Genomic DNA, 13,376 nt, shown 5'->3' with positions numbered 1-13,376 from the left:
ACTACTCTGCTAGTGGTAATGTAAATTTGGCTAAACGGTTTTGAGGAAATGCAGAAACATCTACAGGTTCACCGTTTAAAGTAATGTCTACAGCGTCATGCTTACCAAGCACAACTGAAAAAGGAGGCGTACCGCTTACGGTCATAATGTAGCCTGCTTTTTTAACGCCGAATGCTATTTTTTCGCCTTCGCCGTCGTAAATTTCAACCCAACTTTCGCCATTAAAGTTCATGACAATTGTACTGCTAGCATCGTCTTGACTTGCGCTGTTAGAAGCAATAGGAGCCGTTTCTTTAACTATTTCTGGGCTTGTTGATGTTTCACTAGACGTGCTTTGTGATTCTAATAATGATTCATCGTCAATTTCGGCTTGTTGCTGTTGCTCTGAAATACTGGGTTGAGCGGCTTGTCGTTCACTCATTTTTGAGTTGGCTACGTTTATGTTACTCGTTTGCTCTTCAATAGGTGTCGCGTTTTGCCAAAACCATAGAGCAGATGAGCCAATAACAATCGCTAAAATTAAATAGCTAAAAAACATTAAACGACTGTCGTTTGCTTCTTTTTCTGTACGGCGTGAAAAACTCTGCATATTAGCGGGTTTAGCCGGCTCTGGTGGGGCTGGCATCATTGCTAATATAGGTGCGCTATCTACTTTTAATTCACGGCAATAGTTTTTTATATAGCCTTTAACAAAAGTAATAGGGCCGAGCAATGTAAATTCATCATTTTCAAGGCGTTTAATTTGAAGTTCAGACAGCTTTAACGGTGCAGCAATAGTCGCTATGCTAACGTTCGCTTGTTCTCTGTGGTTTTTTAATATTTGGCCTACAGTTGGCTGTTCGCTCTGTGTTTGCGTATTTTCTTCATTCATAATGTGTATGAGTCTGGATCCACTAGTAAAAGTTTGTGCCCTGGTTTTAGTGCTATATCAGGACTTAATTTATTCCATCGCATTAATTCATCAATTAATACATGCCGCTGGGTAGCTATATCGTAAAGGGAATCACCAGCTTTAATTTCGTAATAAATATTTGGATCGTTTAGGTATATTTTACTTCCATTCATTACCCGATCCGACTCTTTTAGACCATTCCATTGCAGGAGCTTTTGTAGTTTAACATTGTATCGCACCGAAATGCTAAATAGGTTTTCGCCAACAGCAATTACGTGAAATGGCACGCGTAAAGGCGATACTTTAGGGTTAAGCATTGGGAGCTCTGTTTTTTGTACTGCTTCGTAACTTTTAAATTCAATATCTGCATCATTTTGATAGCTGCTATTTTCAAATACAGTTGTATTTTTAGTCGCTTCGTAGAATACCACGTCACTACTATTTTTTTGAGCGGTAACTGCAGGAACTGTATTACTATAGTTACTAGTTTGTTGCGAATTAAACTGGCCTGTTTTAGGTGCGCCAAACGAAATTATTGTTACCTCGTCATCAGCTTTAGTTGGTTGCTTTGCTGCTATAGCTTCTTTTTGAGGTTCGTAAACGGACTTAGCTTTTTTAGGTGCAGCTACTACGGAATCTGCAGAGTCGTGCTCAGTAGTAAGTGCAAGCATAACAGCCGATGTATCGGTAGGGTTGCTTGGTGCGACGACTTTAGGAGCTTCTTCTTTTTGGGTTGTTACTTGTTTTGCTATTACGGTTGCTTCGTCGGCTTGCTTACTGACCGTGTTTTGTACCGCCTTAGCTTGCTTTTCTCTTACTATAACTGGATTTACATCTTGGTTATTTGCTATTGCGATCTTTTTATCTGTTTTTTGCTCGTCGTTTGTTACCAAGCTTGTTGAACCGTCTTGTGGTGAACGTTTCTTTCTGATTACTTTTATTTTTGGTTTTTTTGAACTAACGTGCGCGCCGCTTTCGTCATTTTTTAGTTCTTTTAACTGCGCTTTACGGTATTTTTCTCGCAGTATTTCAAACTCATTAAAACGTGTTCTTTTCTCTTTTAATGCATAGGCTTCGTTACTGCTAGAGTAAGTTTGTAAAATAGTGCTGGAAATTTTTTCAGCCTCTTCTATTCTGCCCATTCTGTTTTTTACAAGGTAGCTAAGCATTAATGCGCGAGAAGATACTCGACCTGTGCTTTCGTAGCGTTTTAAAAGTTCACTGGCTTTGTATAAGTCACTTTTTGCGTAATACAGCGCTGCTAAACTAATTAACGTAGATGTACGCTGAGAGCTGTGATTAAGTGCCTGTTGAAAGTAACTTTCTGCATTTTCAAAATCATCAAATTCAATAGCACACAAGGCTAAATTTTCGTAACTTTCGGCAACACGAATATAACTTGGTACTTCAATGGCTTTTAAAAATTGATCAGTTGCACGATCGTATTCATCAATACCACATAAAAACACGCCGTAGTTATTAAGGGTATTAGGATCGTCAGGCTTTATTTCGAGTGCTTTTTGGTAGGCTTTATCAGCTAGCGGGTTTTCGCCTACTTGTTGATAGTAATAAGCAAGAGAGTAATGTACTTCAGGTAGGTCAGGAGCAAATGCAGCTGCACGTTCTAAATTGTATTTGGCTTGAGAGTTATTACCCGTTTTTAAATACTGTAGGGCTAAAGCAATTCGTGTTCGTGCTGCGCCAGTATTATTAATTTTATTTTCGACGACGGGCTTATTACTGCCGTTATAACTACTTTCGCTAACACAGCCACTTAAGGCAAGTGTTGATAGTGTTATAGCAAGTATAGATCGCATTACCTTATCTCTTTATTTTTAGTCCATGGCGCCTATCTTACCTAAAACCTTTGTTGTTGCATCATTTATTTAAAAATAAACAACTTAACCACCCTACATGACTAATTAACATAGGGTGGTTACAGATTATGCTTGGTGGATATTAACGCTAATTGCGTTATCGTCACGCATTTTCTTTTTAGCTAAACGTTTAGTACGGTCAACTACATCACCTACTAACTGTCCGCAAGCAGCGTCAATATCGTCACCGCGAGTACGACGCACAATACAGGTAACGCCTGCTGCTTGTAATACTTTTGAAAAACGGTCAATACGGCTATTGCTTGAGCGCGTGTATTCATTACCCGGAAACGGGTTAAACGGAATAAGGTTTACTTTACAAGGTGTGCCTTTTAACGTTTGCACTAATGCATGCGCCTGATCGGTGCTGTCGTTAATACCGTTAAGCATCACGTATTCAACCGTTACATCTTTATTTGCTTTTGAGCCATCGATATAACGACGACACGAGGCTAAAAATTCTTCAATAGGGTACTTTTTATTAACTGGCACTAAAATGTCACGCAGTGCGTTATCGGGTGCGTGAAGTGAAATAGCCAGTGCTACGTCAATTTTCTCTTTTAGTAAATCAAGTGCAGGTACAACGCCTGAAGTACTTAATGTTACGCGGCGCTTAGATAAACCAAAGCCCCAATCGTCCATCATTAGTTCCATTGCTGGCACTACGTTTTTAAGATTAAGTAAAGGCTCGCCCATACCCATCATTACAACGTTAGTTACTGGGCGCTTTTCGCTATGGCCATCAAGGCCTATATCTTTAGCTACACGCCAAACTTGACCAATAATTTCAGATACTTTTAAGTTACGGTTAAAGCCTTGTTGAGCAGTAGAACAAAAAGTACACTCAAGAGCACAACCCACTTGTGATGATACACATAACGTAGCGCGCTCTTTTTCAGGGATCCAAACGGCTTCTACTTCTTGGCCGCCTTCTAGAATAAGTGCGTACTTAATAGTACCGTCGCTTGCTTGTTGGCGCACAGTGATTTCTGGCGCTACAATTTCGCACTCAGCTTTAAGTTTTTCTTTAAGCTTTTTGTTTACGTTGCTCATATCGTCGAAGTTATCTACGCCAAAATGATAAATCCATTTCATCACCTGGTCACTACGAAACGGCTTTTCACCGAACGATGCAAATAGCTCGCGCATTGCTTCTCGGTTTAAATCTAATAAGTTAATCTTTTTTTGCTCGGTCATGAAACAACCTCAATCGGTGACGGTGGAGATAAAATTTACGAGGACGAATTGTACACAATTCACTCACTTTAATCATTAAGTAAAACATCATGAGTTTCTGATTAATACTTTACGTAATGACTAAAAAAGGGCCCGAAAGCCCTTTTCAATATGTTAACGAATTCGAATTAACGAGTACGTGAACAAAGCTCTTCGTCAGCGAAGAAGTACGCGATTTCGCGAGCAGCAGATTCAACAGCGTCAGAACCGTGAACAGCATTTTCGTCGATGCTATCAGCGTAGTCTGCACGTAAAGTACCAGCTAGTGCTTCAGCAGGGTTAGTAGCACCCATGATTTCACGGTTTTTAAGAACAGCGTTTTCGCCTTCAAGAACTGTAACCATTACTGGACCAGATGTCATGAAAGATACTAAAGCACCGAAGAAAGGACGTTCGCTATGTTCAGCGTAGAAACCTTCAGCTTTCTCTTGTGAAAGGTGAACCATTTTAGCTGCAACGATTTTAAGGCCAGCAGATTCGAAACGGTTGTAGATAGCGCCAATGTGGTTTTTAGCAACTGCATCAGGTTTTACGATTGAAAAAGTACGTTCTAAAGCCATCTTTATGCTCCAATAATTTTAAGTAAAAGTGTGAATATTAACGGGCGCGAATTATACGCGTTTTAAGTGAAAAATCCTAATTTTATTAAAAACCAGTTTGGTTGCCGTTTTGTGATCTCGATCAAATACAAATTATTGACCGCATTTATACTGCCGCGCTTCTGTTTACTTATTTGTTAATGACTAATCTGAATTCTGCTTGGGATAGATTTATTTTTCAGAGTTCAGGTTAACTACTTATGCAACTGGCTTAAACCCAGTTTGATGTATGGAGCGCACATGTCACCCGTTATTTCTTCAATGCCTTTTATTCCTGAATTACTATGCCCCGCAGGCAGTTTAAAAAACATGCGCTACGCTTTTGCTTATGGCGCAGATGCGGTTTATGCAGGGCAGCCTCGCTATAGTTTGCGTGTGCGCAATAATGAGTTTGACCTTGATACTCTGCAAGTAGGAATTAGTGAAGCGCATGCGCAAAATAAAAAGTTTTATGTGGTGTCTAATATTGCACCGCACAACGCTAAAGTTAAATCGTATTTACGTGATATAGAACCTGTTATTGCGATGCAGCCCGATGCGCTGATTATGTCAGATCCTGGTTTAATTATGCTTGTTCGTGAAAAATGGCCAGCCATGCCTATTCACTTATCAGTACAGGCGAATGCGGTAAATTACGCAAGTGTACAATTTTGGGCAAAACAGGGGATTGAACGTGTTATTTTATCACGGGAGCTGTCGCTCGAAGAAATAACCGAAATACGCACACTCTGCCCAGACACCGAACTTGAAGTGTTTGTACATGGTGCGCTTTGTATGGCGTATTCGGGGCGTTGTTTGCTCTCTGGTTACATAAATAAGCGCGATCCAAATCAAGGCACGTGTACTAATGCATGTAGATGGGATTATGATGTAAAACCAGGGGTTGAAAACGAAACCGGCGAAATGGTGCATAAAATTGACCCCAAACAGGTGATTCCTACTCTGGGTGAAGGCGCGCCAAGTAACGATGTATTTATGCTAGAGGAACAAGGTCGCCCTGGTGAGTATATGCCTGCGTTTGAGGATGAACACGGCACGTATATTATGAACTCAAAAGATTTACGCGCAGTACAATACGTAGAGCAGTTAACAAAAATGGGTGTACATAGTTTAAAAATAGAAGGGCGTACTAAGTCATTTTATTATGTAGCGCGCACAGCACAAGTTTATCGCAAAGCAATAGACGACGCCGCTTCGGGTAAACCATTTGATACTAACTTATTTAAAACTCTCGAAAATCTAGCGCATCGTGGTTATACAGAGGGCTTTTTAAAACGCCATGCCCATCAAGATTATCAAAACTATGAGTACGGTCATTCTGTATCAACTAAACAGCAATTTGTGGGTGAAGTACTTGGGCGCTGCGAAAATGGATTAGTTGAAATAGACGTTAAAAATAAATTTTGTACAGGTCACTCCTTAGAGCTTATGACACCACAAGGTAACATTACTTTTAAGCTTGAATATATGGAAAACAAAAAGGGGGAAACTATTAGCGATGCTAAAGGCTCTGGTCACATTGTAAAAATACCACTAGATGAAGGCATTGACTTAGAGCACGCTATTTTAATGCGCAATCTTGATGAGCATCAAGATACTCGTAATCCATTTAAACAAGCTGTTTAGCCTTTTTAGTAACTGCTCAGGCCATTTTATTATCTAATACAGTTAGTAAAGTAAAATTGAGCAGTTATATTTTCTACACTCCCTACTAAAATAATCAACCTATATTTATTTAAATGCCACTTATGAAACCTATGTTGCCAGTAATGCTTATTTATAAAATCTAAAAAGCGAATATACTAGGCTTTCATATTTAACACGTGTTGTTAAAACGCTCATTACAGTTACTTTATTGTTGTTTTTAAAGGAATCATTTTAGTATGTGGATAATTTTTGCATTACTCGCAACCGTTTTTTTTGGTGCTCGAGGAATAATGTACCAATGGACGTCGCAAAAAAAGATTAATCGTAATCTATTATTATTCGGTGTTTTTTTGTAGGGTTCATAATTAGCGCGCTAGGTACTGTAATATTTGAACATACATGGTACGGCTGGGCTGACATTACTGTTGGACTCGCTTTAGGTTTTGGATCTTTTGCGGCTAATGGGTTTTTGCACAAAGGGTTTTCGGTTGGAAAGGCGTCTTTAATTAGCATTCTGTCGGGCTTAACGCCTTTATTTGTGCTTTTATTTGCCTTTTTATTATGGCAAGAAACCTTAACTGTTATTCAATTAATCGGCTTTTTTATTATTTTTGGCGGTCTTTATATTATTCGCTATTCCAGCGATATCTCATTAAGTAATTTACAAGGCGCGCAATGGGGATTACTGGCGGCACTGTCCTTTGCATTTAATGATTTAATGGGTAAGCAATCAACGCTTCTTGAGGCGGATACGTTTGCAACTTTAACGTCTATGTTTGGGTTTGGTAGCTTTCTTTTTGCCGTTAGTTGGTTAGTAAAACGCAAAAAAACGCTAGCAGAGCAAGGCAGCTCTCAAGCATATTGGTCTGCAGGTAAAACATTCTCGTGCGGGTTACTTATTGGTTTAACGAATGTAGCAGGTATGGTTGCAATAATATCGGCTTTTGCAATTGGTAATACAGGGCTAGTGTCGGCAATTTCAGGAATGAATATTTTAATTATTTTGCTGTACTCACGCATCATTCTAAAAGAGTCTTTTACACGCCAAGAAGTTATAGGATTAACAACGGCATTTTTAGGTGTAATCGTACTAAGGCTTAGTTTTTAAAAGACGAATTAGCTTAATTATTTTGCTGTGAAAAGCCTACACTGCTACATTTTAGTGAAGTGTTGCAGTGTATGCTCTATAAGTAATCGCACTCGATAAGGGATTTGTTTTCTGTCGCGATAAAGCATAGAAAATGGCTGCCCTTTGCTTTGCCAATCAGGAAGAATGTGTTTAAGCTTTCCGGCTTTAATAAGTGGTAATGCTATATAATCAGGGATGTAGCTAATACCCACACCAGACTCAACTGCTTGTTTCATCATTTGAATTTCATCAACTTCTAATCGAACATGTGTGTTTGGATTAAAACTGTACTCTTCACTCGTTTGCTGATTTTTTAATTGCCACGGTACCAACCCAACGCACGTAACTTTTGGGTGATCTTCTAATTGCTTAGGATGAGTGATGGATTGATAATCATGATTTAAGTGAGTACATAATATATTGTGAGTAAGCTTAAGCTCCCTAATAACCCAATTATCAATGGCAGGATTTCTTACTCTAAACGCTATATCAATCCCTTCTTTTTCAATATCAATAAGGTTATTTGAAAAGCGTAAATCTAGTTGAATATCGGGATACTGCAGTAAAAAATCACAAAAAATAGCACTTAAAAAATGTTTACCCATGTAAATGGGTGCACAGATCCTAATTTTCCCTTTAGGTTGGTTTTTCTCATCACAAAGTGCTTGCTCTATACACTCTACTTCATCAAACAGTTTACGATAGCGATCGTAATATAACTCGCCAGTATGCGTAAGTGTAACTCGATGGGCATCTCGATTTAGTAACGTTAATTGAAGTGCTTGCTCTAATAAACGTATTCTACGGCTCAAAGTTGATAGTGACATATCAAGGCTTATTGATGCTTTTTTAAAGCTACCAAGTTTTACTATGGTGCAAAAGTAACGTAAATCATCGAGAGAATAATTAGCTGCCATCAGAACTACTTTATTGTTTAGGATGTAGACAATATTAACAGCGACGCTTTAAAATTTCATTAGAGAAGCCAGAAGTTTTTATTGATAAAGATCAACAAAGAAAAAGTCAATAAAATGCATAATTTAACGCTGTTAATCATATAATTTAAAATAAAGCAGTAAATGTTCTATTTTTTCATTTTTTGTTTTATATGAACTTTAATTGGAAAGGCTAATAAGTGGCTCTACTCATAAATAACAAAAGAATTAACTGCGATAGTTATAAGGTTCTCAATTAAAGTCTTTAAAAACAGTCTGTTACTTTGTCGTGCTATGGCTTGTGCTACGATTTTATGTAACTCGTCAGCACTTAGTTAGTATCTTAAAAACAGCCTTAAAAGGCAAATTGTATTAACTACAAAATTAAAAACACAAACTACCATAACCTTTGAATCGATATTATTTAATAACGCTTTAATACCTGTGCGATAGACGTTGGCGCATTCTTGCCTTGAGTTGGCACTTTTGTTAAGTCATATAAACGAGTTAAGTAGTCGAGAGATTGCCACAAAAATAATAGCAGCCTGAATGAAATGAGCCCAGTAACTTCAAACATTTATCGTAGAAGCAGGTACCGTACTTTTTTTAGCTAACGCTTCGCGTGACATTTTTGCTTTTTTGCGACGTTCTTTTAGATGCTCTGCAAAAGCTAGCTGCACATCACCTTCGCTTAATAGTAGGTAATTAATAATATAACCCGCAAGTAAAAGAGACACAGCTGTATCTTAAATGGATTTAAAATAGGATTAATGGATACAATAGTGTCTATTTTTTGCGAGTAAAGCGTTTGAGATGTGTTAATGCCAAGTAAAGTAGATACCGACTAATCTTGTTCAGGTTCCTTATACAATAGAGTGTAAATCAAATTAGAAGCTTAAAAAATTAAAACGCATTTTAGTGTTTTTCACTTTTCACAATAAAGTGCCTTTTAGGGATCATTAAGCTGCATTTAAGGCCTTAAAGTGACTTATTGGTCACTTTAACTACTACTGGTTGTACTCAAAGAGTTAAGTATTGTTTTACTTAATTTTCTTTTTTAGCTTGTTTAACAAGTCTAATTAGAATTATCGTCAGCACAGCAGCTGGTAATAACCATATAAAATCACTCATCTTAGATTCTCAATATTTGAAATAGTAACTTAACATTAATGTTTTTGAGGTGTTTTGCAAATTTAAGTCGTTTATCTATTAACTTTCAATTTTTCTCCTGACTTATGCCTAGTTAGCTTTAGGACAAATTAACGAGGAAAAATCATGAAAGAACAAAAATCACCGTTTATACGCCAATATGTACGCGCTAGTAAATCACCGTGGGAAGATGCTTCCACCATTTTACTATTAGCTGATGTTATTGATAAGCAAACACTAGAACTAGGTTTCACCAATTACATTTATTTACACCGAGATAGCATGGGGAGTGTGCTGGGTATTAGTATTTCTCAACAGTTACTAGCTACTAATCCTGAGTTCTCGGAGAGGTATTTGGAAGGTATTGAGATGTATGCTTTTTTACTCATACATATTGAAGATATAACAAACTTTTGCAGCTTGTTTAGTGCAGAATTTGAGCAGCTGTTTATGCTAAAACCCAACGTATATTTTGCAGCTGCAGAAGACAGTTGGTTACGGTTAATAGAAAGCTCATAAACTCTAGCGAGCCTTTTGGCTCGCTTTTTAATTTTAAAGATTCTGATCCAATTGTGTTTTAAATAAATAATTTAAACTCACAAAAAAGTCACTATTTCTCCCTGAAAGTGCCTATTTAATAGTAGCCTCACAATAAGAGGAGTAAATAATTATTAACGGACAATAATTATTAAGTTAATTTTAAATAAGGAAATTCTATGACTTGCAGATATACCTCTACTCTAGACATTATCACCCTGTTAGAAGATGTCAAAACGGTTGTAAGGGATAACGATCATAAAATAAATAAACTAATGCTAAGTGCAGACAACCCTAACTTTAAAGGCTTTTGGGCTATTGTAGAGCCTCAAGTTTTTAATAAAAAACATCTTAATTATCGTGGCGTAAAATTGTTGATGTATAAATTAATGATTTGTTTAATAAACGATGTACACCAACCCGTATCAGCATGTCCTGATTACGATGACGAGTTTTATGAAGAGCCAGAGCAAGCATTTAATGATGCACCAGAAGAACACTTTGATTCAGTTTTTGATAGCAAGTTTGAGGATGAATTTGAAGAAGACTATAAAAATGATATTGAAAATGAATTTGTTGACGAGTTTGAACAAGATCGTATTGATCGTAATATCCAAGATGCAATAAACAGTCTTCTAAATAAATAATAAAGGACAAATATAAGTTATTTTAATAATAGAATAACTGCCTAATCATTACCCCTAAAATATGCCATGAGTCATTATTTGCAGGCTCACTGCTTAAGCTGGAATCTGGTTTAAGCAGCTCAATCTCATTAATAGAGATTACACCTCTAGGGGAAGGCGTGATGCAAATATAGCGCCTTGTTATTACTTCACAAAAGCGTGTATTTAATAATAATGTTGGCAAGGCTTTAAATAGGCCAAAAGCAAAGGGGGAATAGATTAACATCCATTCCCCCTTTGCTTATCTATCGTTTATTGATAAAACATTTCATTAATTTCTTCACATAATTTAGTACGGAAAATAATAGATGAGTGAAGTAATTCAGCATCGCTTTCACTGAGAAGTGGTGCTCGCGTTTTTTTGTCGTAACGTTCAGTTAGCTCCGTAAATAGCTGTTCGTGGAGTCGCTTAATGTCATCAAAAATTTTAACTGATTGGGAGAATAAAAAAATCTTACTGTAATCGCCATTTTTTAACGAGGCCAAATATTTTAGTAAAATGACCTGTCGTGCAGTTTTATTTTTAAAACTGTGTTCCACCTCAATAGCGGCTATTGAGCCATCAGGAAGAAGCACGGCGCCATCCACAGTTCGCGTATCAGATAGGTTATTAATACGTTTAAATTCAGGCTCAGTAATAAACCCCGTCCACATTGGGGCGTATGTTTCATCACTGTGATAATTATGTAGACCGCGCAGCATGACAAATGCGTTAATTAGGTTATGCATAACATTATTATGATTGAACTGCAGAGCAGGGTTTTTATTGCTCCTAAAATATACGTCGATGCCCATCAACTCCTCGACAAATTTGGCAGCAGTATAGGTAGGAACATAGACGCGACCATCTGGACTGCGGTGTGTTTTTACCACCCGCAAAAAACCATCTTTTTCTAGCCGGTTTAGATGCTCTAAAGCTAACCGATGATTGATGGCATATAGCCAACGCACAATGCCTGGTGTAACAATAGAAAACCGAATCGCAATAAGCACCGAGAGCTTGGTTCTGTTAACTCCTTTTTGATGGTTATTTGCGCCTGCACGATATCGCATATCAATATCAAAATAGCGAGGGTAGTGAGTATGAAGAGTGTTGTTCGTTTCCAAATTTATTGATGGTTGCTGAGTCAATTCACAAAATCCTTTTAGTAAGTTAATTAGTAAAATTAACTAGTATCACAGTACACAAATTACCGTTATTTGATGACTTAAACCCCGTTTTTCATTCCGAGATGCTTTGACAGCATGCACGAAATCATTGTCGCGATAAATATCGGAACAAAAGCCGCTTTCAGCGGATGGCTTCGTCGCTTCGCTACTCAACCATTGGGTCTAAAACGCCCGCCAACTCTGATGTTGCTCCGCAACGAGCTGACTCGACGCGCTATCGCGCTAGCGTTGTAGACCCAGCGCGAATGCACCGAGCTACGCTCTGTACTAACCGCCATACTGCCGCGCATGACAAGGCTGTGAGTTCCTCACTATTCGCCTTTTTCATTTGCTGTTATTTTCTACGAAAATAGATGGTTCGATATCAATTTGTGCCAAATTTTAATCGAATTTCGCTGATGCGAAACATTATCGCGGTTAGTACAGACCAGCTGTACATTCGCGCGACTCCATACACTTTCGGCTTCGCCTACAATGTATTACGCGAGCTACTGGCCTCATTCTGAGGCGCTTTTTTTTGCAGTTTTTCGTGCCGAAAAATGCGAGTTTAAATCTGTCTTTCAGACAAAATACGCCTTCAAATTAACTTAATAATGTATTTTTTAGATAAAGAGGAAAGGGTTTTTACTTAAAAAAATTAAGTGAAAATAGAAGAAGAGTGAATGTCTTATTCAAACCGTTTGTTGCTGAGCTGCGCAGTCAAACGAGTTTGTTTTTTATCACGAAATCATTAAATTGTGAAGTGTAATTAATAATTAAGAAGGTCTAAAAAATGAAAAAGAATGACGTTACTGACATAGCTATTAACCCAACAACAGGATTACCTATCACAAATGCGAGCGCTAATATCGTAGACGTTGGCGGCAATGTGATAGGCCAGCCTAATAGAGTAATGACTGTTTATGAGATTGAAGATTCGATAGCCGATTCAAACAATGATGACTGTTTTGATGCTTTTGACCCGTTCGATGACGGCTTTTAATGCCCAAAATTTTGAAAGCTATTAGTCGATATCGAATAGAAATTGTTTATTCGACTATTACTTTTAGTGGCTCATCTATATTGTTTTTACAGTACAAGTCGACTCAAAATTTTGCTTGGCTTATCGCCCTGAGTTTGTTTTGCACTAAAATTGCTATTGGCATAATTAACTACGAGAAATATTGTCAAAGTAATAAGCGTAGTATGAAGGTAGCGCTCAAATATTTGTTATTTAAATTTGTATAATCCTTGTTCATTTGTCCTAAACGCAAAGCGTCCTGATTTTATTAGGGCGCTTTTTTGTTGAAAGCATTAATTAGACTGTCACCATATAAAAAAGATAAAGGTTTATATAAAAATGAGTTTTTAAAACTATTAAATACGACTGAATAGGAGAGGGTAACTTAGCGAGAGGGGGGTCAATGAGTCGATAGGTATGTAAAAATACCTACCAACCACAAGGAATATACAAATTAGTTTTCATATACCTCTGCTTACGCAAAGGGTAAAAATTAGTAGTTACAATTGCTAACTAAAT

Annotated in this window: 12 protein-coding genes; 5 read left to right on the top strand and 7 right to left on the bottom strand. The window is 37.5% G+C overall.

From position 1 onward, the window contains the following. Position 1: 1 nt before the first annotated feature. The 4 genes from P20429_RS09655 to ndk all read right to left on the bottom strand — a co-directional run bounded on the left by P20429_RS09655 (position 2) and on the right by ndk (position 4,565). On the bottom strand, positions 2 to 871 hold the full coding sequence (locus P20429_RS09655; RefSeq protein ID WP_007583424.1) for a RodZ domain-containing protein: 870 nt from the start codon (positions 869 to 871) through the stop codon (positions 2 to 4). Beyond that, a complete protein-coding gene (pilW, locus tag P20429_RS09660) occupies positions 868 to 2,709 on the bottom strand; it encodes a type IV pilus biogenesis/stability protein PilW (RefSeq protein WP_007583422.1) in 1,842 nt (613 codons plus the stop codon). Before pilW ends, P20429_RS09655 begins: the two co-directional genes overlap by 4 nt. Positions 2,710 to 2,835: 126 nt before the next feature. Continuing rightward, complete coding sequence (locus P20429_RS09665) at positions 2,836 to 3,966, bottom strand: bifunctional tRNA (adenosine(37)-C2)-methyltransferase TrmG/ribosomal RNA large subunit methyltransferase RlmN (protein ID WP_007583420.1); 1,131 nt, start codon at positions 3,964 to 3,966, stop codon at positions 2,836 to 2,838. A 167-nt stretch (positions 3,967 to 4,133) separates the two neighbouring features. Next, positions 4,134 to 4,565: a nucleoside-diphosphate kinase gene (gene ndk / locus P20429_RS09670; RefSeq protein WP_007377442.1), complete on the bottom strand. Its 432-nt coding sequence runs from the start codon at positions 4,563 to 4,565 to the stop codon at positions 4,134 to 4,136. A gap of 279 nt (positions 4,566 to 4,844) precedes the next feature. Between ndk and yegQ the strand changes: the two genes are divergently transcribed. Next, positions 4,845 to 6,230, top strand: a complete 1,386-nt coding sequence (gene yegQ / locus P20429_RS09675; protein WP_007583417.1) for a tRNA 5-hydroxyuridine modification protein YegQ — start codon at positions 4,845 to 4,847, stop codon at positions 6,228 to 6,230. A gap of 352 nt (positions 6,231 to 6,582) precedes the next feature. Beyond that, positions 6,583 to 7,359, top strand: a complete 777-nt coding sequence (locus P20429_RS19530) for an EamA family transporter (RefSeq protein ID WP_370494016.1) — start codon at positions 6,583 to 6,585, stop codon at positions 7,357 to 7,359. A gap of 44 nt (positions 7,360 to 7,403) precedes the next feature. Here P20429_RS19530 and P20429_RS09680 read toward each other — a convergent pair whose 3' ends face one another. After that, positions 7,404 to 8,297: a LysR family transcriptional regulator gene (locus P20429_RS09680; protein WP_007583410.1), complete on the bottom strand. Its 894-nt coding sequence runs from the start codon at positions 8,295 to 8,297 to the stop codon at positions 7,404 to 7,406. Positions 8,298 to 8,884: 587 nt separating this feature from the next. Next, the gene (locus tag P20429_RS20870) at positions 8,885 to 9,052 is read right to left on the bottom strand and encodes a helix-turn-helix domain-containing protein (protein ID WP_007583405.1); all 168 of its coding nucleotides are present in this window, start codon (positions 9,050 to 9,052) and stop codon (positions 8,885 to 8,887) included. 538 nt (positions 9,053 to 9,590) lie between these two features. Between P20429_RS20870 and P20429_RS09685 the strand changes: the two genes are divergently transcribed. After that, positions 9,591 to 9,983, top strand: coding sequence for a hypothetical protein (locus tag P20429_RS09685; protein ID WP_007583403.1), 393 nt, complete (start codon positions 9,591 to 9,593; stop codon positions 9,981 to 9,983). 197 nt (positions 9,984 to 10,180) lie between these two features. After that, positions 10,181 to 10,648 carry a hypothetical protein gene (locus P20429_RS09690; RefSeq protein ID WP_237715157.1) on the top strand — a complete coding sequence of 156 codons (468 nt, stop codon included), beginning with the start codon at positions 10,181 to 10,183 and terminating at the stop codon, positions 10,646 to 10,648. 291 nt (positions 10,649 to 10,939) lie between these two features. On the opposite strand, the gene P20429_RS09700 is transcribed toward P20429_RS09690, so the two are convergent. Next, complete coding sequence (locus P20429_RS09700) at positions 10,940 to 11,818, bottom strand: hypothetical protein (RefSeq protein WP_007583398.1); 879 nt, start codon at positions 11,816 to 11,818, stop codon at positions 10,940 to 10,942. A gap of 811 nt (positions 11,819 to 12,629) precedes the next feature. Between P20429_RS09700 and P20429_RS09705 the strand changes: the two genes are divergently transcribed. Further along, positions 12,630 to 12,839 carry a hypothetical protein gene (locus P20429_RS09705; protein ID WP_007583396.1) on the top strand — a complete coding sequence of 70 codons (210 nt, stop codon included), beginning with the start codon at positions 12,630 to 12,632 and terminating at the stop codon, positions 12,837 to 12,839. The last annotated feature ends 537 nt before the right edge of the window (positions 12,840 to 13,376 follow it).

It is taken from the genome of Pseudoalteromonas sp. BSi20429, assembly GCF_000238895.1.
In the GTDB taxonomy this organism is placed as follows: domain Bacteria; phylum Pseudomonadota; class Gammaproteobacteria; order Enterobacterales; family Alteromonadaceae; genus Pseudoalteromonas; species Pseudoalteromonas arctica.
Note: the sequence above shows the minus strand (reverse complement) of the source record. Positions and strands in the feature narration are given on the sequence as shown.